General features: G+C 54.3%; 26 protein-coding genes, 1 tRNA gene and 1 pseudogene. 21 read left to right on the forward strand and 7 right to left on the reverse strand.

Annotated features, from left to right (window positions below; genetic code table 11):
* Genes AAIS01_RS02885 through AAIS01_RS02900 form a run of 4 tightly spaced genes read left to right on the forward strand, consistent with a single transcriptional unit; the run spans position 1 to position 3,417 of the window.
* The gene (locus AAIS01_RS02885; RefSeq protein ID WP_343467721.1) at positions 1–1,020 is read left to right on the forward strand and encodes a LacI family DNA-binding transcriptional regulator; all 1,020 of its coding nucleotides are present in this window, start codon (positions 1–3) and stop codon (positions 1,018–1,020) included.
* 23 nt (positions 1,021–1,043) lie between these two features.
* Positions 1,044–1,958, forward strand: coding sequence for a ribokinase (gene rbsK / locus AAIS01_RS02890; RefSeq protein WP_343467722.1), 915 nt, complete (start codon positions 1,044–1,046; stop codon positions 1,956–1,958).
* Entirely contained in the window at positions 1,955–2,359 is a 405-nt protein-coding gene (gene rbsD / locus AAIS01_RS02895) for a D-ribose pyranase (protein ID WP_343467723.1), read from the forward strand. Before rbsK ends, rbsD begins: the two co-directional genes overlap by 4 nt.
* A gap of 29 nt (positions 2,360–2,388) precedes the next feature.
* Positions 2,389–3,417 carry a nucleoside hydrolase gene (locus AAIS01_RS02900; protein WP_343467724.1) on the forward strand — a complete coding sequence of 343 codons (1,029 nt, stop codon included), beginning with the start codon at positions 2,389–2,391 and terminating at the stop codon, positions 3,415–3,417.
* Between the two features lie 44 nt (positions 3,418–3,461).
* Here the strand turns inward: AAIS01_RS02900 and AAIS01_RS02905 are convergent, their stop codons facing one another.
* Entirely contained in the window at positions 3,462–3,659 is a 198-nt protein-coding gene (locus AAIS01_RS02905) for a hypothetical protein (RefSeq protein WP_214912816.1), read from the reverse strand.
* 131 nt (positions 3,660–3,790) lie between these two features.
* Here AAIS01_RS02905 and AAIS01_RS02910 point away from each other — a divergent pair, with 131 nt between their 5' ends.
* Both AAIS01_RS02910 and AAIS01_RS02915 read left to right on the forward strand, forming a co-directional pair.
* Positions 3,791–4,096: a hypothetical protein gene (locus tag AAIS01_RS02910; RefSeq protein WP_343467726.1), complete on the forward strand. Its 306-nt coding sequence runs from the start codon at positions 3,791–3,793 to the stop codon at positions 4,094–4,096.
* A 163-nt stretch (positions 4,097–4,259) separates the two neighbouring features.
* Positions 4,260–4,574, forward strand: a complete 315-nt coding sequence (locus AAIS01_RS02915) for an I78 family peptidase inhibitor (RefSeq protein ID WP_092399300.1) — start codon at positions 4,260–4,262, stop codon at positions 4,572–4,574.
* Between the two features lie 66 nt (positions 4,575–4,640).
* Here AAIS01_RS02915 and AAIS01_RS02920 read toward each other — a convergent pair whose 3' ends face one another.
* Positions 4,641–4,853 carry a cold-shock protein gene (locus AAIS01_RS02920; protein WP_047229330.1) on the reverse strand — a complete coding sequence of 71 codons (213 nt, stop codon included), beginning with the start codon at positions 4,851–4,853 and terminating at the stop codon, positions 4,641–4,643.
* A gap of 289 nt (positions 4,854–5,142) precedes the next feature.
* Complete coding sequence (locus AAIS01_RS02925; protein ID WP_343467728.1) at positions 5,143–5,445, reverse strand: hypothetical protein; 303 nt, start codon at positions 5,443–5,445, stop codon at positions 5,143–5,145.
* 373 nt (positions 5,446–5,818) lie between these two features.
* On the opposite strand from AAIS01_RS02925, the gene thrS reads away from it, so the two are divergent.
* The 9 genes from thrS to AAIS01_RS02970 all read left to right on the forward strand — a co-directional run bounded on the left by thrS (position 5,819) and on the right by AAIS01_RS02970 (position 13,284).
* Entirely contained in the window at positions 5,819–7,741 is a 1,923-nt protein-coding gene (gene thrS / locus AAIS01_RS02930) for a threonine--tRNA ligase (protein ID WP_343467729.1), read from the forward strand.
* Positions 7,741–8,292 carry a translation initiation factor IF-3 gene (gene infC / locus AAIS01_RS02935; RefSeq protein ID WP_214913249.1) on the forward strand — a complete coding sequence of 184 codons (552 nt, stop codon included), beginning with the start codon at positions 7,741–7,743 and terminating at the stop codon, positions 8,290–8,292. The genes thrS and infC overlap by 1 nt, the downstream gene beginning before the upstream one ends.
* Before the next feature lie 60 nt (positions 8,293–8,352).
* The gene (gene rpmI, locus AAIS01_RS02940) at positions 8,353–8,547 is read left to right on the forward strand and encodes a 50S ribosomal protein L35 (RefSeq protein WP_002553160.1); all 195 of its coding nucleotides are present in this window, start codon (positions 8,353–8,355) and stop codon (positions 8,545–8,547) included.
* A gap of 30 nt (positions 8,548–8,577) precedes the next feature.
* On the forward strand, positions 8,578–8,934 hold the full coding sequence (rplT, locus tag AAIS01_RS02945; protein WP_002553161.1) for a 50S ribosomal protein L20: 357 nt from the start codon (positions 8,578–8,580) through the stop codon (positions 8,932–8,934).
* Positions 8,935–9,043: 109 nt separating this feature from the next.
* Complete coding sequence (gene pheS, locus AAIS01_RS02950) at positions 9,044–10,060, forward strand: phenylalanine--tRNA ligase subunit alpha (protein WP_047229332.1); 1,017 nt, start codon at positions 9,044–9,046, stop codon at positions 10,058–10,060.
* A 36-nt stretch (positions 10,061–10,096) separates the two neighbouring features.
* Positions 10,097–12,475: a phenylalanine--tRNA ligase subunit beta gene (gene pheT / locus AAIS01_RS02955; RefSeq protein WP_343467730.1), complete on the forward strand. Its 2,379-nt coding sequence runs from the start codon at positions 10,097–10,099 to the stop codon at positions 12,473–12,475.
* Between the two features lie 3 nt (positions 12,476–12,478).
* Positions 12,479–12,781, forward strand: coding sequence for an integration host factor subunit alpha (gene ihfA / locus AAIS01_RS02960; RefSeq protein WP_002553164.1), 303 nt, complete (start codon positions 12,479–12,481; stop codon positions 12,779–12,781).
* On the forward strand, positions 12,762–13,118 hold the full coding sequence (locus AAIS01_RS02965) for a MerR family transcriptional regulator (RefSeq protein WP_003179985.1): 357 nt from the start codon (positions 12,762–12,764) through the stop codon (positions 13,116–13,118). The genes ihfA and AAIS01_RS02965 overlap by 20 nt, the downstream gene beginning before the upstream one ends.
* Positions 13,119–13,207: 89 nt before the next feature.
* Positions 13,208–13,284, forward strand: a tRNA-Pro gene (locus AAIS01_RS02970).
* A gap of 372 nt (positions 13,285–13,656) precedes the next feature.
* Here the strand turns inward: AAIS01_RS02970 and AAIS01_RS02975 are convergent.
* The gene (locus AAIS01_RS02975) at positions 13,657–14,412 is read right to left on the reverse strand and encodes an alpha/beta fold hydrolase (protein ID WP_431191898.1); all 756 of its coding nucleotides are present in this window, start codon (positions 14,410–14,412) and stop codon (positions 13,657–13,659) included.
* An 879-nt stretch (positions 14,413–15,291) separates the two neighbouring features.
* On the opposite strand from AAIS01_RS02975, the gene gorA reads away from it, so the two are divergent.
* Both gorA and AAIS01_RS02985 read left to right on the forward strand, forming a co-directional pair.
* A complete protein-coding gene (gene gorA, locus AAIS01_RS02980) occupies positions 15,292–16,653 on the forward strand; it encodes a glutathione-disulfide reductase (RefSeq protein WP_343467733.1) in 1,362 nt (453 codons plus the stop codon).
* A gap of 57 nt (positions 16,654–16,710) precedes the next feature.
* The gene (locus AAIS01_RS02985) at positions 16,711–18,213 is read left to right on the forward strand and encodes an aldehyde dehydrogenase family protein (RefSeq protein WP_343467734.1); all 1,503 of its coding nucleotides are present in this window, start codon (positions 16,711–16,713) and stop codon (positions 18,211–18,213) included.
* A gap of 165 nt (positions 18,214–18,378) precedes the next feature.
* On the opposite strand, the gene AAIS01_RS02990 is transcribed toward AAIS01_RS02985, so the two are convergent.
* The 3 genes and pseudogenes from AAIS01_RS02990 to AAIS01_RS03000 all read right to left on the reverse strand — a co-directional run bounded on the left by AAIS01_RS02990 (position 18,379) and on the right by AAIS01_RS03000 (position 20,198).
* Complete coding sequence (locus AAIS01_RS02990; RefSeq protein ID WP_343467735.1) at positions 18,379–18,771, reverse strand: RidA family protein; 393 nt, start codon at positions 18,769–18,771, stop codon at positions 18,379–18,381.
* Positions 18,772–18,950: 179 nt separating this feature from the next.
* Positions 18,951–19,151, reverse strand: a pseudogene (locus AAIS01_RS02995) (transposase); the annotation flags it as partial.
* A 147-nt stretch (positions 19,152–19,298) separates the two neighbouring features.
* Entirely contained in the window at positions 19,299–20,198 is a 900-nt protein-coding gene (locus AAIS01_RS03000; protein ID WP_343467736.1) for a LysR substrate-binding domain-containing protein, read from the reverse strand.
* Positions 20,199–20,484: 286 nt separating this feature from the next.
* Between AAIS01_RS03000 and AAIS01_RS03005 the strand changes: the two genes are divergently transcribed.
* From AAIS01_RS03005 to AAIS01_RS03020, 4 genes are all read left to right on the forward strand, one after another.
* The gene (locus AAIS01_RS03005; protein WP_343467737.1) at positions 20,485–21,453 is read left to right on the forward strand and encodes an isopenicillin N synthase family dioxygenase; all 969 of its coding nucleotides are present in this window, start codon (positions 20,485–20,487) and stop codon (positions 21,451–21,453) included.
* A 2-nt stretch (positions 21,454–21,455) separates the two neighbouring features.
* Complete coding sequence (locus tag AAIS01_RS03010; protein ID WP_343467738.1) at positions 21,456–22,001, forward strand: hypothetical protein; 546 nt, start codon at positions 21,456–21,458, stop codon at positions 21,999–22,001.
* 299 nt (positions 22,002–22,300) lie between these two features.
* The gene (speD, locus tag AAIS01_RS03015) at positions 22,301–22,735 is read left to right on the forward strand and encodes an S-adenosylmethionine decarboxylase (RefSeq protein WP_343467739.1); all 435 of its coding nucleotides are present in this window, start codon (positions 22,301–22,303) and stop codon (positions 22,733–22,735) included.
* On the forward strand, positions 22,726–23,799 hold the full coding sequence (locus AAIS01_RS03020) for a fatty acid desaturase family protein (protein WP_343467740.1): 1,074 nt from the start codon (positions 22,726–22,728) through the stop codon (positions 23,797–23,799). Before speD ends, AAIS01_RS03020 begins: the two co-directional genes overlap by 10 nt.
* Positions 23,800–24,052: the final 253 nt, after the last annotated feature.

Raw genomic sequence — 24,052 nt, forward strand, 5'->3', positions numbered from 1 at the left:
ATGGCGACGATCAAGGATGTGGCGGCGCTCGCGGGAATTTCCTACACGACGGTGTCCCACGTAGTGAATAAGTCGCGGCCGGTCAGCGAAGAAGTACGGCTCAAGGTCGAGGCCGCCATCGAGCGACTCGACTACGTGCCCAGCGCCGTCGCCCGGTCGCTGAAGGCCAAGACCACGGCGACCATTGGCTTATTGGTGCCCAATAGTCTCAATCCCTACTTTGCCGAATTGGCCCGGGGTATCGAGGATTATTGTGAGCGCAACGGCTATTGCGTGATCCTGTGCAACTCCGACGACAACCCGGACAAGCAGCGCAGTTATCTGCGGGTGTTGCTGGAAAAGCGTATCGACGGTCTGATCGTCGCTTCCGCCGGTGGCGACGTGGGTCTCGCCCAAGGGCTGACCAACGTGCGTACGCCCATGGTCATCGTCGACCGTGGGCTTGACGGTGTCGACGCGGACCTGGTGCGCATCGACCATGAGCACGGCGCGTATCTGGCCACCCGGCATCTGCTGGAGCTGGGCCATCGTGATATCGCCTTTATCGGCGGCCCGGCGGACACCAGCGTGGCGCAAATGCGTCTGGCCGGTTACTGCCGCGCCCTGAAAGAGGCCGGAATCGAGCTGCCCGTCGAGCGCATGCTCGAAAGCGATTTCACCAGCACCGGTGGTTATCAGGCGGCGGCCAGACTGCTCGAGCATCAGCCACCCAGTGCGATTTTTGCGGCCAACGACATGATCGGCATCGGTGTGTTGCGCGCCGCCGCCGAGCGCAACGTGCGCGTGCCCCATGAACTGTCGGTCATTGGTTTCGATGACATTCAGATGAGCCGTTATGTCTATCCGGCGCTGACCACGGTGGGGCAGTCGATCCTGCAGCTCGGTGAGATGGCCGCTGAAGTGCTGTTGCGGCGGATCGCAACGCCGGGGCTTGCCACTGATCAGCGCATCGTGACGCCCAGCATTGTCTTGCGAGAGTCGACTGCACCGCTGTCAGGTACATTCGCCCAATACCGCTGAACCGAATTGATGAGTGAAGATGTATGCCAGCAAAAGTAGTGGTAATAGGCAGCCTGAACATGGACCTGGTGACCCGTGCGCCACGTCTGCCCAAGGGCGGTGAAACGCTGATGGGTGAATCGTTCTGCACCATCCCGGGAGGGAAGGGGGCCAATCAGGCCGTGGCTGCGGCGCGCCTGGGAGCGAAGGTGTCCATGGTCGGTTGCGTGGGCAGTGACGCCTACGGTCAGCAATTGCGCGGGGCGCTGCTGGCCGAGGGCATCGACTGCCAATCGGTCAGTGTCGTGGACGGCTCCAGCGGCGTAGCGCTGATCGTGGTCGACGACGACAGTCAGAATGCGATCGTTATCGTTGCCGGTGCCAACGGTGTGCTCACCACTGATGTCCTGGATCGGTTCGATGAGGTGCTGCAAAGCGCCGATGTCATTGTCTGCCAGTTGGAGGTGCCGGACGCGACCGTCGGGCATGCACTCAAGCGGGGTCGGGAACTGGGCAAGACGGTCATTCTAAACCCGGCGCCGGCCTCCCGTGCGTTGCCGGGCGACTGGTACGCCTATATCGACTATTTGATTCCCAATGAAAGCGAGGCCGCCGTGCTGAGCGGGCTGACGGTGGACTCGCTGGAAACCGCCGAAGTCGCCGCGACGCAATTGATCGCCGCCGGTGCCGGCAAGGTGATCGTCACCCTGGGCGCCCAGGGCCTGATGTTCGCCAACGGCGCGGATTTTCAACACTTCCCGGCGCCGCAGGTCAAGGCGGTGGATACGACGGCGGCCGGAGACACCTTTGTTGGCGGCTTTGCGGCCGCGTTGGCTGACGGCAAAAGTGAGGTCGAGGCGATTCGTTTTGGCCAGGTTGCCGCCGCGTTGTCGGTCACCCGCGCGGGGGCACAGCCCTCCATTCCCACGTTGCTGGAAGTACAGGCTTTCAAATCATGAAAAAGACGCCGTTGTTGAATGTCGCGCTGTCGCGACTGATCGCCTCCCTTGGCCATGGCGACAAGGTGGTCATCGGTGATGCGGGCTTGCCGGTGCCCCCACAGGTCGAGTTGATCGACCTGGCCCTGACCCACGGCATTCCGGATTTCGTCAGCACCCTGAAAGTGGTGCTCAGCGAAATGCAGGTGGAAAGCCATGTACTGGCGGAAGAAATTTTCGATAAACAACCCTCGGCCCTGGCGACACTGGAGGCACTTCATGCCGATGGCGCGCTGGGCACGCGGGAGCTGGTCAGCCATGAACAATTCAAGGCGCTCAGCCGACAAGCTCGGGCGATTATTCGCACGGGAGAATGCTCCCCGTACTGCAACATCGTGTTGATTGCCGGAGTAACGTTCTAATCCTGTCAACCCTGCACAAGGAATGCGCCATGCACCGCTATGCTCAGAAAATGCGTCAACTGTTCCGGAGCCTGCTGCTTTTGTCACTGATTACCGCTACGAGCGCCCAAGCGGCGGAAAAGATAGACCTGATCATCGACACTGATCCGGGGGCCGACGATGTGGTTGCCCTGTTGTTTGCCCTGGCTTCCCCCGAAGAACTGAATATCCGTGCGCTGACCACCGTTGCTGGCAACGTGCGTCTGGACAAGACATCACGCAACGCTCGCCTGGCCCGGGAATGGGCGGGGCGCGAAGACGTGCCAGTGTATGCCGGTGCGCCGAAGCCGATGATGCGTACCCCCATCTACGCGGAAAACATCCATGGCAAGGAAGGCCTGTCGGGTGTCGAGGTGTATGAGCCGAAGAAGGGGTTGGCCAAGGGCAACGCTGTCAACTATCTGATCGATACCCTCAAGGCCGCCAAGCCCCACAGCATCACCCTTGCCATGCTTGGCCCGCAGACCAACCTGGCGCTGGCGCTGATCCAGGAGCCCGATATTGTCCAGGGCATCAAGGAAGTGGTGATCATGGGCGGCGCGCACTTCAATGGCGGCAACATCACGCCCGTGGCCGAGTTCAACCTGTACGCGGATCCACAGGCCGCAGAAGTGGTGCTCAAGAGCGGTGTCAAGCTCACTTATCTGCCGCTGGACGTGACCCACAAGATCCTCACCAGCGAAGCACGTTTGAAACAGATCGCTGCCGTGAACAACAAGGCCAGCAAAATCGTCGGCGATATTCTCAACGAATACGTCAAAGGGGATATGGAGCACTACGGCATGACGGGCGGGCCGGTGCACGATGCGACGGTGGTTGCTTATCTGCTCAAGCCGCAGTTGTTTACCGGGCGTTCGGTCAATGTCGTGGTGGACAGCCGTGAGGGGCCAACGTTCGGGCAGACCATCGTTGACTGGTACGACGGCCTGAAGGCGCCCAAAAATGCCTATTGGGTGCAGGATGGCGATGCTCAAGGCTTTTTTGACCTACTGACCGAGCGTCTGGCGCGTCTGAAGTAACCCGTCTTGTCGCACACTCGCGGGCCGAGGTCTGCGGGTGTGTTTCAATCCAGCGCTTCAATGCTGCTCGGGTATCGTTCGAACGCTTGCTGGATAAAGTTCAAGGCGGCCTTCGTTCCCAATTCCTTCACCAACAGTTCTATACCGATGATGGCCAGTTCTTCGGGGCTGCCAGGGCTGTAGGAGCTGTGGCCCTCCGACCATTTGGCATTGATGGTGGCTTCGATGCTGACGGTGCTCATGATCGGGCTCGCGAATGGAGAAGTCTGTAGGTTGAGTTAACCATTTTTGCCTGGGGTTTTGCACTGCGACTTAGGCATCAGGGAGGGGCTGTGCGACACTTGCTTTTTGACTTTCTGAAGAGGCCCCCGCCGTGCAGATCGATTTGAACGCTCCTGACGGGTTGACCCTTGACGCAGTTCGTCAGTTGCTGGCGTCGGCCAGTGATGACGAGCACACCCAACTGCGCGTGACCAGGGCGGGTATCGCCTATTTGTCTTCGGGTGTGGTGGGTGGTGTGGACATCGACGGGCTATCGTTTCGGCTGGAAACGTGGGCGAAAGGTTCTGGCTACGTCGGGCGGGTCGCCGCCAGCGACGAGGTCTGGGTCACGCAAATCTACAATGCGTTGAAAGACAACTGGCCGAATCCACCCTTTGACTATATCGACGTTTACTGAGCACCATTCATATTCAGTCACGATTCACCCCTGAACCGGGAGGCCGGCTCAGGCAAACTGCCCGTTTTCCAGATGAGGGCACCATGATAGCCCTTGGCTTGAAACCAAGCTTCGTTTGGGCTGTCGCACGCTCTCTGTTTAATCATCAACAAAAGGAGGCTTCATGCCTTGGAAGCTCGCGTCATTGGGTACTTTGCTGGCCGTCACGCTCTTGAGCGGTTGCAGCAGCACCTCTGAATCGACCCCTGATCCGGTGGCAACAGAAACAGGCTACAGCCGTTGCGAAGCAAAAGGTGCCGAGTTTGCCATTGGCAAGAAGGCCACGCCGCAACTGCTGGAACAAGCCCGCACCCGTGCCGGTGCGCAGAATGCGCGGATTCTCAAGCCCAACGACATGGTGACGCTTGAGTACCGCTCGGATCGCCTGAATCTCAATACTGATGCCAATCTGGTCATCAACCGGGTGAACTGCGGCTGATTGAGTTTTTAATCGGCCATAAAAAACCCCGTCACATGGACGGGGTTTTTTGTGTTCGCCGAGTAATTACTCTGGGCGAACCTGTGCAGCTTGCATACCCTTTTGGCCTTTCTCAGCCACGAAGGAAACGGTCTGGCCTTCTTTCAGGCTTTTGAAACCGTCGCTTTCGATAGCTTTGAAGTGTACGAACAGGTCGTCACCGCCACCTGTAGGAGTGATGAAGCCGAAGCCTTTTTCATCGTTGAACCATTTAACGGTGCCGGTTTGGCGATTAGACATGGTGTATCTCCAAGAAACATATATTTTCAGTGTACTGTGCTGCTCAGGCCAACTGGGCACACCGGGGTATCATAGTCGAAATGTTCGATTTGGGAGCCCCCCGGAGGCGCTGTTTGCCAATCAGTCGCGTTTTCTTTACTGCCTGATCCGGCTGAAAGGCCCGGTTTTAAAGGCTTTTAGCTGAACGTAAAGACGATAAAAAAAGCTGAAAAACCTGAATAAATCGGTCAAAAAGACCCGAAATCAGCGTTTTTTATCGAGGCACGGCTCCGTGCAAAGACCCCTGATCTTACTTTTTAGCCTTGCTGTCGGGCTTGCATTTTGCAATCTGTCCCAGCGCCTTTTGCTGCAGCGCCGGAGTGGCCTGGTTGTCCATCAGGGCCTGGATGTCCTTGGCTGGGTAGGACTTGATCGCATCGGCGCCGCAGGCGCAATGAGATTTGGCGGCCGCCGCGCCGATCTGCGGCGTTGCCGCTTCGGTGCACTGGGCCATGTACTTCTCACGCTCGCCCTTGGGCCATTCGGCGTGGGCGGTCAGCGGAAGCAGCAGGGCGAGGGGGGCGACTACTGCAAATAATGTGTTCAGACGCATGCTGAGATGCTCCTTTCGGGTCAATGTCTTGTTATCTGAGGCGTAGCGGGCGGTTCAGTTCAGCACTCTGGCATAAAAACCGTGGATTTACGTTCGCTTCAATCCGGGCGCGGCGATGACCGTTCATCTGTGCTAGCATGCCGGGCTCGGGTATTTTCAGGCTTCGGAGGACCACAGGTCCCGGCGGCGGCAAATGTTCGATTAACCCTGATTTGAATCCCAGTCACTCTGGTTCGGTTTTCCCGGTTGGCCGCAAGGCTCCTGCCGCTGTAAGGCAGGCGTTCGTCATTGAATGGCCTGGACTGGATCTTGTACTGGCTCATCCCAACCCACGTGACCTTTGGTAGGGGTCACCACTAGGAGAGGAGGCGCCATGCCAACTATTACTCTTCCCGACGGCAGTCAACGTTCATTCGATCATCCGGTCTCCGTGGCCGAGGTCGCCGCATCCATTGGCGCGGGTCTGGCCAAGGCCACCCTGGCTGGCAAGGTCAACGGCAAACTGGTCGATGCCAGCGACATCATCGATAGCGACGCCACGCTGCAAATCATCACGCCCAAGGATGAAGAGGGGCTGGAGATCATTCGCCACTCTTGCGCGCACTTGGTTGGCCATGCGGTCAAGCAGCTGTACCCGAGCGCGAAGATGGTCATCGGGCCGGTCATCGATGAAGGCTTCTATTACGACATCGCCTTTGAGCGTCCTTTTACGCCGGAAGACATGGCGGCCATCGAACAGCGCATGCAGCAGTTGATCGAGAAAGATTACGACGTCATCAAGAAAGTCACCCCGCGCGCTGAAGTCATCGAAGTCTTCAAGGCCCGTGGCGAGGATTACAAGCTGCGTCTGGTGGAAGACATGCCGGACGAGCAGGCCATGGGCCTGTACTACCACGAAGAATACGTCGACATGTGCCGTGGCCCGCATGTGCCGAATACCCGCTTCCTGAAGTCTTTCAAGCTGACCAAGCTGTCCGGCGCCTATTGGCGTGGCGATGCGAAGAACGAGCAGTTGCAGCGCGTCTATGGCACCGCCTGGGCCGACAAGAAGCAACTGGCGGCTTACATCCAGCGTATCGAGGAAGCCGAGAAGCGTGACCATCGCAAGATCGGCAAGCGCCTTGGCCTGTTCCACACCCAGGAAGAATCCCCTGGCATGGTGTTCTGGCACCCGAACGGCTGGACCCTGTACCAGGTGCTCGAGCAGTACATGCGCCAGGTCCAGCGTGAAAACGGCTACCTGGAGATCAAGACGCCGCAAGTGGTTGACCGTAGCCTGTGGGAGAAATCCGGGCACTGGGCCAACTATGCCGACAACATGTTCACTACCCAGTCGGAAAACCGCGACTACGCCATCAAGCCGATGAACTGCCCTTGCCACGTGCAGGTGTTCAATCAGGGCCTGAAAAGCTACCGCGAGCTGCCGATGCGCCTGGCCGAGTTCGGTGCCTGCCACCGTAACGAGCCATCGGGTGCGCTGCACGGCATCATGCGCGTGCGTGCCTTCACCCAGGACGATGCGCATATTTTCTGCACCGAAGAGCAGATGCAGGCCGAATCCGCTGCCTTCATCAAGCTGACCATGGACGTCTACCGGGACTTCGGCTTTACCGAAGTCGAGATGAAACTGTCCACTCGTCCGGAAAAACGCGTCGGCTCCGATGAGTTGTGGGATCGCGCCGAAGCAGCCCTGGCCGCCGCACTTGATAGCGCGGGCCTTGCGTACGATCTGCAACCGGGCGAAGGGGCTTTCTACGGGCCGAAGATTGAATTCTCGCTGAAAGATTGCCTCGGCCGTGTCTGGCAGTGTGGTACCCTGCAGCTCGATTTTAACCTGCCGATCCGTCTGGGCGCCGAATACGTGTCCGAAGACAACAGCCGCAAGCACCCGGTCATGCTTCACCGCGCGATTCTCGGTTCCTTCGAGCGTTTCGTCGGGATTCTGATCGAGCACTACGAGGGTGCGTTCCCTGCGTGGCTGGCGCCGACCCAGGCAGTGATCATGAATATCACTGATAAACAGGCAGATTTTGCCGCTGAAGTCGAAAAAACTCTCAATCAAAGCGGATTTCGTGCCAAGTCCGACTTGAGAAATGAAAAGATCGGCTTTAAAATCCGCGAGCATACTTTGCTCAAGGTTCCCTTTCTCTTGGTTATCGGAGATCGGGAGGTCGAGATGCAGACTGTCGCTGTGCGTACTCGTGAAGGTGCTGACCTGGGCTCGATGCCCGTCGCCGAATTCGCTGAGTTCCTCGCGCAAGCGGTTTCCCGGCGTGGTCGCCCAGATTTGGAGTAATTATTATTAAGCGTGAAATGAGACAAGATAAACGAGCTGCACCGAAAGCCCCGATCAACGAGAATATCTCGGCACGCGAGGTTCGGTTAATTGGTGCTGAAGGTGAACAGCTTGGGATTGTGTCAATCGAAGACGCGCTTCTTAAGGCTGAAGAGGCCAAACTGGATCTGGTGGAAATTTCTGCCGATGCAGTACCCCCTGTTTGCAAATTGATGGACTACGGCAAGTCGATCTTCGAAAAGAAGAAGCAGATTGCCGCAGCGAAGAAAAACCAGAAGCAGATTCAGGTAAAAGAAATCAAGTTTCGTCCAGGGACGGAGGAAGGGGATTACCAGGTAAAACTGCGCAACCTGGTACGTTTCCTGAGTGACGGGGACAGGGCCAAGGTATCCTTGCGATTCCGCGGCCGTGAGATGGCCCACCAGGAGCTGGGGATGGAACTCCTCAAGCGGGTTGAACAAGACCTGCTCGAGTACGGTTCGGTCGAACAGCATCCTAAGATGGAAGGACGCCAGCTGATCATGGTCATCGCCCCGAAAAAGAAGAAGTAATCAACAGGGCACGGCAGGCCTTGCGATTATGTTTATCAACTGAATGCGGAGTATCCGAACATGCCAAAGATGAAAACTAAAAGTGGTGCTGCTAAGCGGTTTCTGAAAACTGCTAACGGTATCAAGCACAAGCACGCTTTCAAGAGCCACATCCTGACCAAAATGTCGACCAAGCGTAAGCGTCAACTGCGCGGTAGCAGCTTGCTGCATCCGTCTGACGTGGCAAAAGTCGAGCGCATGCTGCGCCTTCGTTAATTTTTGGATCAAGAATAGAGGAAGTAACTCATGGCTCGTGTAAAGCGTGGCGTCATTGCCCGTAAGCGTCACAAAAAAATTCTGAAACTTGCTAAAGGCTACTACGGCGCGCGTTCCCGCGTATTCCGTGTTGCCAAGCAAGCGGTAATCAAGGCAGGCCAATACGCCTACCGTGACCGTCGTCAGAAAAAACGTCAGTTCCGCGCTCTGTGGATCGCTCGTATCAACGCTGGTGCTCGTGTTAACGGTCTGTCCTACAGCCGTTTCATCGCCGGCCTGAAAAAAGCGTCCATCGAGATCGACCGTAAGGTTCTGGCTGATCTGGCAGTGAACGAAAAAGCGGCGTTTGCTGCGATTGTCGAGAAAGCTAAAGCCACCTTGGCTTAAGTACCCCCGACAGTCACCCGGTCCCACCTCTGTGGGGCCAGGTGTTAAACGTCATAAATAGGGGAAGAGCCTTCAAGCTCTTCCCCTATTTTGTATCTGGAGTCTGTACATGGAAAACCTGGATGCGCTGGTCTCTCAAGCACTAGAGGCTGTGCAAAGCGCTGAAGATATCAATGCCCTGGAGCAAATCCGGGTTCACTACCTTGGCAAGAAGGGCGAGTTGACTCAGGTGATGAAGACCCTGGGGAACCTGCCGGCCGAAGAGCGTCCGCAGGTCGGTGCGCTGATCAACGTTGCCAAGGAGCGTGTTACAGAGGTCCTTAATGCGCGCAAGGCGTTGTTCGAGGAAGCGGATCTGGCAGCCAAGCTTGCCGCCGAGTCCATCGACGTGACCCTGCCTGGCCGCGGCCAGACTTCCGGTGGTCTGCATCCGGTTACCCGGACCCTGGAACGTATCGAGCAGTTCTTCACCCACATCGGCTACGGCATTGCCGAAGGTCCTGAGGTCGAAGACGACTATCACAACTTCGAGGCGCTCAACATCCCAGGCCATCACCCGGCCCGGTCGATGCATGACACCTTCTATTTCAATGCGAACATGCTGTTGCGCACCCATACCTCGCCGGTACAGGTCCGCACCATGGAATCGCAGCAGCCGCCGATCCGCATCGTCTGCCCAGGCCGTGTGTACCGTAGCGACTCCGATATCACCCACTCGCCGATGTTCCACCAGGTCGAAGGCCTGCTGGTTGATCGCGACATCAATTTCGCCGACCTGAAAGGCACGATCGAAGAGTTCCTGCGGGTGTTCTTCGAGAAAGAACTGGCGGTGCGTTTCCGTCCCTCGTACTTCCCGTTCACCGAGCCATCCGCTGAAGTCGACATGGAATGCGTGATGTGCAGCGGTAAAGGCTGCCGCGTCTGCAAACAGACCGGTTGGCTGGAGGTCATGGGCTGCGGCATGGTTCATCCGAACGTGCTGCGTATGTCCGGCATCGATCCGGAAGAGTTCTCCGGCTTTGCTTTCGGCATGGGCGTCGAACGCCTGGCCATGCTGCGTTACGGTGTGAATGACTTGCGCCTGTTCTTCGACAACGACTTGCGGTTCCTTGCGCAATTTCGCTAGGCCGCAGACCCGTAACGAATCTATTAGGAGAGCAGGATGAAATTCAGTGAACAATGGCTGCGCGGCTGGGTAAGCCCGCAGGTAAGCCGGGACGAGCTGGTTGCTCGTCTGTCGATGGCCGGTCTTGAGGTCGATAGCGTAACGCCGGCCGCCGGTGCATTCAGCGGTGTCGTGGTGGGCGAGGTGCTGAGCACCGAGCAGCATCCGGACGCTGACAAGCTGCGGGTGTGCCAGGTCAGCAATGGCGCGGAAACCTTCCAGGTGGTCTGTGGTGCGCCAAACGTGCGCCCAGGCCTGAAGATTCCGTTCGCCATGATCGGTGCCGAACTGCCGGGCGACTTCAAGATCAAGAAAGCCAAGCTGCGTGGCGTCGAGTCCAACGGCATGTTGTGCTCCCAGGCTGAACTGCAGATTGGCGAAGGCAACGATGGCCTGATGGAGCTTCCGGCCGATGCGCCGGTGGGCCAGGACATTCGTGAATACCTGAGCCTGGACGATGCGAGCATCGAGGTCGACCTGACGCCGAACCGTGGCGACTGTCTGTCCCTGGCCGGTTTGGCCCGTGAAGTCGGTGCGTTGTATGCTGCCCCGGTGGCACGCCCAGCGGTTGCGACCGTGGCGGCGGTGCATGATGAAGTGCGCTCGGTTGAAGTCCTGGCGCCTGCAGCATGCCCGCGTTACCTGGGTCGCGTCATCCGTAATGTCGACTTGTCCAAGCCGACGCCGCTGTGGATGGTCGAGCGCCTGAGTCGCGCCGACGTGCGTAGCATCGATGCCGCAGTCGACATCACCAACTATGTGATGCTGGAGCTGGGTCAGCCACTGCACGCCTTCGACCTTGCCGAAATCAACGGCGGAATCCGCGTGCGCATGGCCGAAGAGGGCGAGAAGCTGGTCCTGCTCGACGGCCAGGAAGTGACCCTTCGCAGCGATACGCTGGTGATCGCCGACCACTCCCGTGCCCTGGCGATTGCCGGCGTAATGGGGGGCGAGCACAGCGGTGTCTCCACCACGACCCGTGATGTGTTCCTTGAAAGCGCTTTCTTCGACCAAATCGCCGTGGCGGGCAAGGCCCGTTCCTATGGCCTGCACACCGATGCCTCGCACCGTTACGAGCGCGGTGTGGACTGGCAACTGGCCCGTGAAGCCATGGAGCGCGCCACTGGCCTGCTGCTGGAGATCACTGGCGGCGAAGCTGGCCCGATCATCGAAACCGTCAGCGAACAGCACCTGCCCAAGATCGCACCGGTCACCCTGCGTGCCCAACGCATCACGCAGATGCTTGGCATGGAAATGGACCCGGCCGAAGTCGAGCGTCTGCTCAGCGCCCTCGGCCTGAACATCAGCGCCAACGGGGCAGGGCAGTGGCGTGTCGAAGTACCAAGCCATCGCTTCGATATCAGCCTGGAAGTCGATCTGATCGAAGAGCTGGCCCGTTTGTACGGCTACAACCGTTTGCCGGTTCGCTACCCGCAGGCACGCCTGGCCCCGCAGGCCAAGGCCGAAGCCCGTAGCGACCTGCCGGAGTTGCGCCGTCTGCTGGTGGCTCGCGGGTATCAGGAAGCGATCACCTACAGCTTCATCGATCCGCGTCAGTTCGAACTGTTCAACCCGGGTGTCGAGCCGCTGTTGCTGGCCAACCCCATCTCCAACGACATGGCCGCCATGCGCTCGTCCCTGTGGCCGGGCCTGATCAAGTCGCTCCAGCACAACCTGAATCGCCAGCAGGATCGCGTGCGTCTGTTCGAGAGCGGTCTGCGCTTTGTCGGCCAGTTGGAAGGTTTGAAGCAAGAGCCGATGCTGGCCGGTGTCGTCTGCGGCAGTCGTTTGCCGGAAGGCTGGGCACAAGGTCGCGATGTCGTCGACTTCTTCGACGTCAAGGCTGATGTGGAAGCGGTACTGGGCTTCGCCGGTGCGCTCGACGCGTTCACTTTCGTGCCGGGCAAGCATCCGGCGCTGCACCCAGGACAGACCGCACGCATTGAGCGTGACGGGCGTGAAGTCGGCTATGTCGGTGCCATTCACCCTGAATTGTCGAAAACCCTGGGCCTTGATCGTCCCGTCTTTGTTTTCGAGCTGGTTCTGGCTGAAGTTGCACTGGGGAAAATGCCGAAATTCCAGGAGTTATCGCGCTTTCCTGAAGTGCGGCGTGACCTGGCGTTGCTGGCCGATCGCGACGTTGCATCCAGCGCTGTGCTGGACGTAATCCGTGAAAATGCAGGCGAATGGCTCACGGACCTCAGGCTATTTGACGTGTATCAGGGTAAAGGCATTGATCCGCATAGAAAAAGCCTTGCAGTCGGCTTGACCTGGCAGCATCCATCGCGCACTCTTAATGACGATGAGGTGAATACCGCAACGCAGAATATCCTCACCTCGCTCGAAAACAGGTTGAACGCCACGTTAAGGAAGTGACGTATGGGGGCTCTGACGAAAGCTGAGATGGCGGAACGTCTGTATGAGGAGCTGGGCCTGAATAAACGGGAGGCCAAAGAATTGGTCGAACTGTTTTTCGAAGAAATCAGGCACGCTCTGGAAGACAACGAACAGGTCAAATTGTCCGGTTTCGGCAATTTTGACCTGCGGGACAAACGCCAGCGGCCTGGCCGCAATCCGAAAACGGGTGAAGAAATCCCGATCACGGCTCGCCGTGTGGTCACCTTTCGTCCAGGGCAGAAGTTGAAGGCCCGAGTTGAGGCTTATGCTGGAACCAAGTCATAACGACGAGCTACCCGTTATCCCGGGCAAACGCTACTTCACCATTGGTGAAGTCAGCGAGCTGTGTGCGGTAAAACCACACGTGCTGCGCTATTGGGAGCAGGAGTTTCCTCAACTCAACCCGGTCAAGCGCCGCGGAAACCGCCGGTATTATCAGCGCCAAGACGTGCTGATGATCCGCCAGATCCGCGCGCTGCTGTACGACCAGGGGTTCACCATCGGCGGAGCGCGCTTGCGCCTCTCCGGGGATGAGGCCAAAGACGATACAACCCAGTACAAACAGATGATCCGCCAGATGATCGCCGAGCTTGAAGATGTGCTGGTGGTGCTCAAGAAATAAATTTCTGCTTTAAATACTTCCAGTTTTCAAAAGCTTGCGATATATTCCTGAGCGTTCCGTTGAGAGACGGAACAAGATTCACGCCTAGTCGGGGCGTAGCGCAGTCCGGTAGCGCACTAGCATGGGGTGCTAGGGGTCGAGTGTTCGAATCACTCCGTCCCGACCATATTTTTCAATGACTTAGCCCAATCTGCAAAGGTTGGGCTTTTTCATGTGCATGACATTTGCGTGACTCCTCGATTTTTCACGCCTGTTTCCTCTTCAGAATTGTCAGCACCGGTCCCCGCGAGTCGGTTGTTGATACCCTATTGGCTCGTGCGCCGGCCCCGAGGCAAAGATCTCCACATAAAGAACGCCTGGCAGTTACTTCGAATATTTTGTGAAGATGAAGTCAGCCTGAGGAGGCAATGAATAACACTCCTACGTCGGCTTCGCTATTCTGTCTATTGCGGCGTCTCGGGCTTTAAGTGAGCATCCGTTACACGACCGGATGCTCGTTCAACGATGAAGCGGCTCATCATAAAGCCGCCACGTGTTGTCATTTAGCGTTTGCTGCTTTTTCAATCAGGCTGGCAACGACTTTCGGGTTGGACACCATCACAGCGTGCGACGCGCCCTTAACTACGACGGTCTGCTTGGAGTGTGCTCGTTCAGCCATAAAGGCCTGGGCTTGTGCTGGGATGTTCTTATCAGCGTCGCCGTAGACAAACCAGGATGGAATAGTTTTCCAAGCCGGTTCTGTGGATGCTTCATTGAGTGCCGCAACCGTAACGGGACGTTGAGTGGCAGCCATCAATTTTGCGTCTGCATTGGAAACGTCGGCTGCAAACTGGTCGTGGAATTTATCTTGTTGGATATACAGATCCTTACCGCCGTCAGCCAAGGCTACTGGAGGGGCGAGGGTAGGGCCCAGCGTGCCACCGGGGAAACGTCCAGATAACTCTGCGGTGGATTCACCTGCTTCGGGTGCAATGGCGGCGACATACACCAGTGCTTTGACGTTGGCATTGCCGTAAGCCGCTTCGCTGATGACCGGACCACCATAGGAATGCCCAACCAGCACGACCGGCGTTTTGATGCTGGCGAGCACGTCGGCGACGGACTGCGCGTCACCTTTGAGTGAGCGCAGCGAGTTCGAGGCTGCGATCACTGGGTAGCCATCTTTTTCCAGAATTTTGACGACGCCATTCCAACTGCTCGAATCGGCGAAAGCGCCGTGCACGAGTACCACCGTCGGTTTGACCGGCGCAGCCATCGCTGCGGTGGCTGTCATCATCGCCGCTGCGAGAGCCATACCTGAGAATAACTTGTTCATCTAGTGTTCCTGTGTGGGAAGAAAGTTGACGCAATTCCACCAATTTGTGCCGGGTACAGAACTAGTCCTCCCTTTCGGGTGGGCGCGTAGTAAGTCTGTGCGACGATTAAGAGCCTTCTATGAAGACAAACAATCGTCATCAGGTTGATGCCTCTGCGGTCGGTTGCAAATCGATGCACTGCGTGGCCATGCTCTGCCCTAAACAAACTCGGGAGAACGACCAAAAAAGACAATCTACTGTTCCGGGTTTTGAAATGGCCGCGATTCTGCGGTGAGCTGGCAGGAGGGAAGATCCGAGTTTGATCTTCATTTGAACAGGTGCCGATGCTCGTTAGCCAGCGTGAAAAGAACTCTCAAGGCGATCAGAGACAAATTGGCGTATCACCCACGATTTCGGCCACGTTGAAACGGTAACGCTCCTCCGCGAGTTCCGACCAGCCCAGCAACATTGTTTCATCCTGCACAATTAAGCCATGACATCCCTGTCCGTTCTCTAAACCCCATTTGTTGGTGAAACTGTTCCCAGAAGCGATCAACCACTGGAGTTGTCGCAGCGTTCTCCATTGCTGGGAGATTCCAATGTTTGGCACTGCTCAATCCTGCCCTGGCGGCTCCTATCCGGATACTTCAATCGTGCTTAATCGTGAGTACGAAGCGGGCTTTTTGCTTCCCCAGTTCATGGGGGCCTTGGCGAGTGAGACCAGCGGATTAGGCATGACTGATATGTGCCAACCGCAATCGGGCGAAAGTTTTTTTTCGAGGCTTTGTGCCTCACTGATGCATTCGCTGAAGCTCCGGTCGTTATTCCTCAAATGAAATTGTCAGCCGGGTGCTGTGCATTCCTTACAGAGAACTGAAATGAGCTACGACTTCGATCTATTTGTCATTGGTGCCGGCTCGGGTGGAGTGCGTGCTGCACGGTTTGCAGCAGGTTTTGGCGCAAAAGTAGCGGTTGCCGAAAGTCGATACTTAGGCGGCACGTGTGTGAATGTCGGCTGCGTTCCGAAAAAGTTGTTGGTGTACGGTGCCCATTTTGCTGACGACTTCGAACAGGCCGAAAGCTTCGGCTGGACAGCGGGCAAAGCGAGTTTCGACTGGCCATCGCTTATTGCGAACAAGAACCGTGAGATCGATCGTCTCAATGGCATCTACCGTAAGCTTTTGATTAACAGCGGCGTCACGTTGCTTGAAGGCCATGCGCGATTAGCAGATGCGAACCATGTCGATATAAACGGCGAGCGTTTCAGCGCTGAGCGGATTTTGATTGCGACGGGCGGGTGGCCGCAGATTCCGGAGATTCCGGGACATGAGTATGTGATTACTTCGAATGAAGCGTTCTTCCTGGAAGCGCTGCCCAAGCGAATCCTGGTGGTCGGAGGTGGTTACATTGCCGTGGAATTCGCTGGCATTTTCAACGGCCTAGGCGCCGATACTCGGCTGCTGTATCGAGGCGATTTGTTTTTGCGAGGATTCGATCAATCAGTACGTATTCATTTGGCCGAGGAGCTGACTAAGCGCGGTCTGCGATTAGATTTCAACACTGACATTGTCCAAATTGATAAGCAGGCCGATGGGAGCTTGCTCGCGACGCTAAAGGATGGAACGCAACTGGAAACTGACAGCATCTTCTACGCCACTGGTCGTAGGCCAATGCTCGATAACCTTGGGTTGGAAAATACGCGCGTAGAATTCAACGAGGCTGGCTACATTGACGTGAATGAGTACTTCGAAACTCGCGAACCGTCCATTTTGGCTTTGGGTGATGTCATTGGCGGTGTCCAGTTGACACCCGTTGCGACAGCAGAGGGCATGGCAGTTGCCCGTCGGTTGTTCAAACCTGAGCAGTATCGACCGGTCGACTATCGCCATATTCCAACTGCTGTGTTCAGCCAGCCAAATATTGGTACGGTAGGACTCACCGAGCAGCAAGCGATTGAGCAAGGCCACAAAGTGGTGGTGTTCGAGAGCCGGTTCCGAGCCCTGAAATTGACTCTCACCGAGTCGCCAGAACAGACGCTGATGAAGCTGGTAGTGGATGCAGAATCCGATCGAGTGTTGGGTTGCCACATGGTCGGTCCGGACGCGGGGGATATCATTCAAGGCTTGGCGATTGCGCTTAAGGCGGGTGCCACCAAACGACTTTTTGATGACACTATTGGCGTTCATCCAACCTCCGCAGAAGAGTTCGTTACCCTCCGTACAGCGGTGAGTAGCAGGTGACGGAGGATGGCGATTCATATACATTTTGCGGCCTCCTCTTGATGGTAAACCTGCTCCATGTCTCTCGCGCTCGAACAACTAGTCGCTGGTACACAGATCCCTTACGCTGGTAGTCGTGTCACCGTCGTCAGCCCCGAACTGGCCGCGCGTTTCCAGCCCGGGGACCATCTGCTGGTAGAGCAAGTCAGTGGCGAACTGTTGCTGATCCCTGTGGCTGATCAGCAAGCAGCTTGCGCTGCGATCGAGCAAGCGCACATGGCATTTACTGCGATGGCAGGTACGTCGGATCAAGCGATAACGACGTTTTTCGATCTTTTCGCGCTACGCCTTGAAGACCCTGATTGCTGGTCATTGATCAAGGCAGCAAACCTTGCTGACATTGAACGAGCAAAAGCTCGTGGCCGTTCCACTACACGCTTGCTTGCGGACGAGCGCATGCGGTTGGATATGATCGCGGGGCTGCGAGCCTGGCGCGATGCACCTGCGTCACGGGGAAGGGTGATCAGTTGTGTGGAGCATGATGGCTGGAAGGTAGAACAAGTCGTCTCCCCGCTCGGGATCGTCGCATTCGTCTTCGAAGGCCGCCCTAATGTCTTCGCTGATGCTGCAGGCGTGCTACGCACTGGCAACACAGCAGTACTTCGCATCGGGAGCGATGCCTTAGGTACCGCAAGAGCAATTGTTACACATGCACTGAACCCAGCATTAAAGGATTCGGGCTTACCCGCGGGTGCGGTGTCGCTGGTTGATAGCATCAATCACGCTGCCGGTTGGGCGATGTTCGCCGACCGGCGCTTGTCACTTGCCGTAGCCCGAGGTTCGGGTTATGCCGTCAGTCAGTTGGGCAGCATTGCCCAACAAGCGGGCACAGCCGTTAGCCTGCATGGTACCGGCGGAGCTTGGCTAATTGCCGATCGACATGCCGACGCCAAGCGTTTTGCCGCCGTGGTGCGCAACTCCCTGGACCGCAAGGTTTGCAATACCTTGAATGTCTGTCTGATTCACCGTGATCGCGCAGCCGAGCTGGTGCCGCTGTTTCTTGCCGCACTGCGGCAGGCTGGTGCAGCCCGTGGCCAAAGTTGCAAATTGCACATCGTTGAAGGAAGTGAGTCTTTTGTTCCATTGGACTGGCAAGCCGCTACCGTCGCGGTCTACCGCGCCGAAGGCTACCAAGATGAAGCGCAGGTGGAGTCGCTGCCGGAAGATCAGTTGGGCCGTGAGTGGGAGTGGGAGGAGACTCCAGAGGTCAGTCTGAAGATCATCGATGATATTGATGCCGCGGTGGGGCTGTTCAATCAATACAGTCCGAAATTTACAGTGTCTCTGATCAGTGAAGACGATCAAGCGCAAGAGCGATTCTTCAATGCAGTCAATGCGCCGTTTGTAGGCAATGGGGTTACTCGCTGGGTCGACGGTCAGTACGCGCTCAATAAGCCGGAGCTAGGTCTTTCAAATTGGGAGAACGGGCGCCTTTTTGCCCGTAGTGCCATCCTCTCGGGAGATGGAGTATTTACTATCCGCAGTCGTATGACGCAGATCGATTTAACGGTTAAACGATAGGGTTGAGCAGGAACATAAAGCGCACCCTGATCTGATCAGGATGCGCTTTTTTCATTTTTGCTTGATCAGGAATTTTCGAGTGAGATTCGTGACATCTTCCAGCCGGGTGTCCATAACAAAATGTCCAGCTACCCCTTGCGCCAGTTCAGGTGCCTATCAGAAACGTTATCGCTCTACCGCGACGCATTTGATCTCCACGAGAAGGCCGGGTCGAGCCAGTTCATCGACACCTATGCATGTCCATGCACAAGTGCTCCTGGGAAAGACTGCATCCTTCACGCGTCTAAAAACTGGCATGTGGCGGTGCATGTCAACGTGGTAAGTTGTCATTTCGACGACATCTTCAAATTCGCAGCCACCGGCTTCCAAGACGAGCCGGAGATTGTTCCATGCTGCCAAAAACTGCTGCTCGGGGTCTTCGATAACTGATAATTCCGGCGTCCGGCCTACCTGACCAGCGCAGTAAAGAGTTTTTCCTACCTTTACCGCTGGTGCATAACCAGCATGCTCGCAGAGCAACCTCATGCCATCTGGAACAATGATCTGACGATCAGTCATGGTGGTGGAGCCCAAAATATAAACGGATACGAAAGCTAACCCAGGTGCCAGAGCGGCGTCCACTCGGGGCACTTTTCTCGATAGGTAATATTTATTCCATCGACCGTCACTTGGCGGGACTGCATTTTTGGCGTTTCCGCTTGGGCGTGTCCGAAGGCTAAAAATATCGGCAGTACTCAGTTCTGCATCAAGTGCACGCGCAGCATCGCCATCAGTTGATAGGTCGGGCGACCGCCTTCGCCCTTTGGATAGTACGGCTCGATCAAGGCAATCAAACCCTTCCAGGGCACCACCTGATCCATCTCGATCAGGAACAATTCCTTGCGGGTCTGTTTGCGCTTGCCGGCGTACTCGGCGTCGGCGAAGGTCATCTGTTTCATTATCGAAAGGTGCGGCGACTGGTGTCCGGAAATTTTGCCAAATCAGGAAGTCTTTTTCAGAGTTTCCTTCTCGAGCACATCTCGCAATATTCGGAGGTGCGAATACTTGGTGTGAGCGCACTGTGAACCTCTTGCACACCGATCCAATTAACCGCCTTGTCTGAAATCCCCAGTCGCTGCGACTATCCAATCTAAAAAATCTTTGACCGGCGACAGGCGTTCTCGTCCAGGAACGCATACAGCTGAATATCGTGCGCCTGGTATTTTGATTTCAGGACGATAGGGAATCAGTAAACCGTTTTCTACGTAGTCTGCCACTAAAACGGTGCTTGCGAGCGCCAAGCCATGCCCGGATATAGCAGCCTGAAGGGCAAAGTGTTCATCATTGTATTTTCTATAAATCGCTTTTGCGAGCCAGTCTTCATGCTTGGCAGCAGAGCACCACAATGCCCAATCTATCGAGGCCGGGGAGGGAGTTCCCCATCTGATATCTATAAGTTTGAGAGAAGAACCTACGTCTTCCAGTTTCCAATGGGTCTGGGTAAATACGCCAAATTCTTCAACCATAAGCGATTTGCTAAACAGTTCTGGATAGTCTTTAAAGCCGCAGCGGATTGCCATATCCATAGTTGAATCCCGAAGTAAGTCGACAACTTCATTGCTGGCCTCAACACTTACGTGAATTTCGGGGTGCTTATTATAGAAGTCTCCAAGCCGAGGAATCAACCATAGTGCCGCGAAGGCAGGTGTAGTTGAAACTCGGAGGGCTTGTGAGTCGGAAGGAGGCTTCAATGAAGCAATACTACGACTCATGTCTAAAAACGACAGATGTACATTGGAGTAAAGTCTTTCACCACTGGCGGTGAGCTTCACACCCTGGGTTGTTCTATCAAACAGCAGATCGCCAAGAAAGCCCTCAAGGGTTTTGATTTGGTGAGAGACCGCCGCAGGTGTAACAAATAATTCTTCAGAGGCAGCTTTGAAACCACCGAGTCTAGCCGCTGATTCAAACGCTCGGAGAGCTGTCAGTGGTAGTTTTGCGAACATTGTAGATTCCTCCCCTCGTCAAAAAAATTAAGTCTGACTTACTTTATATTATTTGCTTTCGTTTTGATAGATCCGAAAAATCAACTCATCAACCGGTTGGCTTTCGAGCAGCTTATTGTTCGGTCAATCGGATCAGTGTCGCTGCCCCTTTCGCTTGGGCGAAACGCTGGCACGGCCATGATAAGAAACATGGCAAAAACATATTAAACGTGGTCGGGCTAATGCGGCTTGCTGGCGGATCAGGCTCATCAATGTATGGATCTCTAAAGAAATCAATGAGGCTTCTATGTCAGATAATATTCCGATCATCGACCTGAATGGATTGCGGCCTGGTAATCCGATACCCGTACGCTTGGTCAAAGATGTTGACGAGGCCCTCAGAGAAATTGGATTTTTTACTGTGATAAATCACGGTGTCGACTATGAACTGGTTTCAAATATGTTTTTGCAGATGAAATCTTTTTTTGATCTTTCTCCGGGCTCGAAGGAAAGGATAGAAATTCATAAGTCGCCATATATGCGCGGCTACTTCAGCGAGGGTGCTGATAAGTCAGACGGCGTCTTAGGCGATATCAAAGAAGGATTTGATATGGCGTCGGACTTGGCTCTTGATGATCCGTATGTAGTGGCAAAGCTACCCTTTTATGGGCCAAATGTTTGGCCAGTAGAACTGCCCGAATTTAAAAGCGTGATGACGGAATATCATGCCAAGATGCTGATGTTAGGAAAAAGCTTGTTGAGGGTATTCGCCTTGGCGCTAAATATGCCGATCGATTACTTTGATGATAAGTTTATAAAGCCCATGGCTCAGCTTAGGATATTACGCTATCCATCCATCTCTTATATGGAGGGTGGGGCTATTGGGGCCGGTGAGCATACCGACTTTGGTTGGATTACGATGATAGCTCAAAGCGATACGGGAGGGCTGGAAGTACAAAAATCCAATGGTTCCTGGATGTCGGTCAAGCCTATCCCAAATTCCTTTGTCGTTAATGTTGGCGATTTGATGTCGCTTTGGACAAATGAACGCTATAAGGCGACGATGCACAGAGTGATAAATACTACCGGAAAAATAAGGCACTCGGCGGCATTTTTCATGGATCCTGACTTTACCGCCTCTGTTGAGTGTTTACCAAGCTGTTGCTCAAAAGAGAGTCCTGCAAAATACGAAGCTATTGTGGCTGGCGAATACATGGATCGACGGTTTCTCGAAACAACCACCTTTCGCACGCTCGAAACAGCAGAGGAGTATTGAAAATGATCGATAAAAACTATATTGCATTCTATCTGTCTGCAGCAGTAGCGATCCTAGGCACTGTGGGATACCACATGCTAATGAAAAAACTTCCCTCCACCATCAATCCTTTGGTTTCCATCGTCGGTATCTATGTGGCCATCGTGATCCTCTCCACTTTAATGCTGCCCTTTTTTATGGGGGGAGGTACGTTGCTCGCTAGCTTGAAGCAAATGAGCTGGATTCAAGTTGGAATAGCGTTCTGCATCTTGCTGATGGAGATCGGATTCTTAATGATGTATCGAAGCGGGTGGGATCTGAGCACAGGTAACGTGGTAACCGGAGCCATAATTAACATCGCTCTTGGGTTCATCGGTGTGATTTTCCTAAAAGAAGGGCTGTCATATTTAAATATAGCTGGCGTATCTCTGTGCATTATTGGAGTTATGCTCATTGGATACAAAGCAGACTCAGGTGAAAAGTCGAGCGTAGGAGTTGATTCCTCCGCCCATATAAATCCTGCTCAAGTCGTAACGACCCAACCGAGAATCACCCACCAGCAGCCTTAGCTGGGACTTCGAGTCAACACAACGATTCTCTTTATCTTATTTGATGTCGAATTTCTTTGAGGCTGTTACGGCAGCCATGAACAAGGTTTATTAATACCAGGTAGGGCGATGCTACTATCGCGTCGCCATTAAACTCAGAATCAAATAATTCCGTTTTGGCGGATGCCGTGCTGTCGCAATCGTGTTACTTGCAAAGTTCTCAGATATTATCTTGTGCATCGACAGCGATTAAGTCGAACAGGCGCTTGAGGGCAAGAAAGATTTACGCACAAACTAACTATAAAGCAAGGAGGCGCTGCATGATCATACCGAAGGGAAATCCTGAGGGCAATAATTTTGGTGAGCACTTGATGATTGACGGTTATCAAGCTGATTACGACCGACTAAATGATAAAGAGAATGTCAGAAATAGCATCGAACTGCTTCCAGGCCTTCTAGGTATGAAGAAGCTTTCGACTACTGAGGTCTACTATGCAGTGGGCAATAATTTGAAAGATCCCGGAGGGTGGACCGGATTTGTAGTAATCGAAGAGAGTCATATTAGTGTGCATACCTTTCCAGGTATAGGGTTTGTAAGTATTGATGCATATACCTGTAAGAATGGTCTCAATACCGACGCTATAGTCAAATGGTTTGGAGAGCATTTTGGTATCGGAGTTTTTGAACTTAACCTAGTTCAGCGCGGCAAACGATTCTCTGAGTTTTGCTCTCAGCAGGTGTTGACATGTCGATAGTATATGCAAATTTATATCAGAGAGCCATCAAGGATACAGATGTAAAGAAACAGCTTATAGCAGTCGCTAAAGTTAGGAGGCTTCTGCCAGCCCTAGTGATTCCGACTGCCATTTTGACTTTTACTTTGGCGGGGGGGGCTCTGGCCTTAAGCGCGGGCGCGCTAACCCTGTTAGTTTCTATATGTCTTATTGCTATCGCCAAAATTTGGGCTTGGTATCTTAGTCATGATTGTGCTCACAATAGCGTATTTAGATCGAAAAGAATAAATACCTTCCTAGGAGAATGCCTATCTGCACTAAATGGGCTTTCTTATTTCTCTTTTGAGGAATATAGGAAAGATCACAATCGCCATCATTCCGAAAAGATAGATCTGGCCGGTTTCGATAGCGGGCGGTTCTTCAAGCGCAATCCAAGACTCTTCGAAGTCGTTGTTTTGTCTGAAAAGCTGTATTTGCCGTCCTGTTATTATGTAATAAAAGTGTCCAACGTATACGGTGCTATAGCAGGCGGTGGCCGGCGCAGCGCTGGTCGCGCAATCGCTAGCAGTTTTTTTTACGGAGCTATATTTACATTTTTCGTTTGGATTTCAACTAAACTTATTTTTGCATGGCTAGCCTCGTCTATTGTGCGAATACATGTTGTACGATTTGTGGACTGCTTTCAGCATTCTTACCAGCAAGTGGATCCTAATACTGATGGGTTAGGCAATGATAAGCTTTACGAGATCCAGAATACATTTTCTGTTCCGGTTGCGAGAAAGCTACCCTTCCTGAATTTATTTATTTTAAATTTTGGGTATCATACTGCACACCATTGTTTCCCTACTTGTCCGTGGTATATGCTGCCGACCCTCGAGAAGCTAATAGTTGAAAAACTAAAGCTTCAGGGGGAGGTCGTCAGCTTGCGCGAAAGGAACTATACTTTTGTGCAGTTCCTTGCAGCTTATCATCATAACCATTTATTGAGAATAGTTAGCGAAGATGAAGGACAGCCGTACGACCCTGACGGTCGATTTAGCATTAAAAATTTTACTGGGGCTTATACGGACAAGCTTCTAGGTTAATAGAGATTTTTCGATCTCGGCCTTGCGCAGCACGCATTTTTTATGATGCTCACTGTTGCACTATTGGACGCTTGGTTTCTTGGACTCCAAGGGCGCAATCTTGTTGAAGAAAACATTCCAATGTATATGTAGTCGATAAATAGCTACAGATGCCTTGGTTCGTTTTTCTTCAACTTCAACACTGGCGGTTGGTTAAATTTGATTCGAATCAGTAAAGATTTGATGCTGGCTTACCAAAACGGGGAGCGTACCT

The organism is Pseudomonas halotolerans, from assembly GCF_039581215.1.
Taxonomy (GTDB): Bacteria; Pseudomonadota; Gammaproteobacteria; order Pseudomonadales; family Pseudomonadaceae; genus Aquipseudomonas; species Aquipseudomonas tehranensis.

Excerpts from the sequence above, each read along its gene's own strand:
- AAIS01_RS02885 (WP_343467721.1), top strand. The coding sequence starts at position 1 with ATGGCGACGATCAAGGATGTGGCGGCGCTCGCGGGAATTTCCTACACG.
- rbsK (WP_343467722.1), top strand. The coding sequence starts at position 1,044 with ATGCCAGCAAAAGTAGTGGTAATAGGCAGCCTGAACATGGACCTGGTG.
- rbsD (WP_343467723.1), top strand. The coding sequence starts at position 1,955 with ATGAAAAAGACGCCGTTGTTGAATGTCGCGCTGTCGCGACTGATCGCC.
- AAIS01_RS02900 (WP_343467724.1), top strand. The coding sequence starts at position 2,389 with ATGCACCGCTATGCTCAGAAAATGCGTCAACTGTTCCGGAGCCTGCTG.
- AAIS01_RS02905 (WP_214912816.1), bottom strand. The coding sequence starts at position 3,659 with ATGAGCACCGTCAGCATCGAAGCCACCATCAATGCCAAATGGTCGGAG.
- AAIS01_RS02915 (WP_092399300.1), top strand. The coding sequence starts at position 4,260 with ATGCCTTGGAAGCTCGCGTCATTGGGTACTTTGCTGGCCGTCACGCTC.
- AAIS01_RS02920 (WP_047229330.1), bottom strand. The coding sequence starts at position 4,853 with ATGTCTAATCGCCAAACCGGCACCGTTAAATGGTTCAACGATGAAAAA.
- AAIS01_RS02925 (WP_343467728.1), bottom strand. The coding sequence starts at position 5,445 with ATGCGTCTGAACACATTATTTGCAGTAGTCGCCCCCCTCGCCCTGCTG.
- thrS (WP_343467729.1), top strand. The coding sequence starts at position 5,819 with ATGCCAACTATTACTCTTCCCGACGGCAGTCAACGTTCATTCGATCAT.
- rpmI (WP_002553160.1), top strand. The coding sequence starts at position 8,353 with ATGCCAAAGATGAAAACTAAAAGTGGTGCTGCTAAGCGGTTTCTGAAA.
- rplT (WP_002553161.1), top strand. The coding sequence starts at position 8,578 with ATGGCTCGTGTAAAGCGTGGCGTCATTGCCCGTAAGCGTCACAAAAAA.
- pheS (WP_047229332.1), top strand. The coding sequence starts at position 9,044 with ATGGAAAACCTGGATGCGCTGGTCTCTCAAGCACTAGAGGCTGTGCAA.
- pheT (WP_343467730.1), top strand. The coding sequence starts at position 10,097 with ATGAAATTCAGTGAACAATGGCTGCGCGGCTGGGTAAGCCCGCAGGTA.
- ihfA (WP_002553164.1), top strand. The coding sequence starts at position 12,479 with ATGGGGGCTCTGACGAAAGCTGAGATGGCGGAACGTCTGTATGAGGAG.
- AAIS01_RS02965 (WP_003179985.1), top strand. The coding sequence starts at position 12,762 with ATGCTGGAACCAAGTCATAACGACGAGCTACCCGTTATCCCGGGCAAA.
- AAIS01_RS02975 (WP_431191898.1), bottom strand. The coding sequence starts at position 14,412 with ATGGCTCTCGCAGCGGCGATGATGACAGCCACCGCAGCGATGGCTGCG.
- gorA (WP_343467733.1), top strand. The coding sequence starts at position 15,292 with ATGAGCTACGACTTCGATCTATTTGTCATTGGTGCCGGCTCGGGTGGA.
- AAIS01_RS02985 (WP_343467734.1), top strand. The coding sequence starts at position 16,711 with ATGTCTCTCGCGCTCGAACAACTAGTCGCTGGTACACAGATCCCTTAC.
- AAIS01_RS02990 (WP_343467735.1), bottom strand. The coding sequence starts at position 18,771 with ATGACTGATCGTCAGATCATTGTTCCAGATGGCATGAGGTTGCTCTGC.
- AAIS01_RS03000 (WP_343467736.1), bottom strand. The coding sequence starts at position 20,198 with ATGTTCGCAAAACTACCACTGACAGCTCTCCGAGCGTTTGAATCAGCG.
- AAIS01_RS03005 (WP_343467737.1), top strand. The coding sequence starts at position 20,485 with ATGTCAGATAATATTCCGATCATCGACCTGAATGGATTGCGGCCTGGT.
- AAIS01_RS03010 (WP_343467738.1), top strand. The coding sequence starts at position 21,456 with ATGATCGATAAAAACTATATTGCATTCTATCTGTCTGCAGCAGTAGCG.
- speD (WP_343467739.1), top strand. The coding sequence starts at position 22,301 with ATGATCATACCGAAGGGAAATCCTGAGGGCAATAATTTTGGTGAGCAC.
- AAIS01_RS03020 (WP_343467740.1), top strand. The coding sequence starts at position 22,726 with ATGTCGATAGTATATGCAAATTTATATCAGAGAGCCATCAAGGATACA.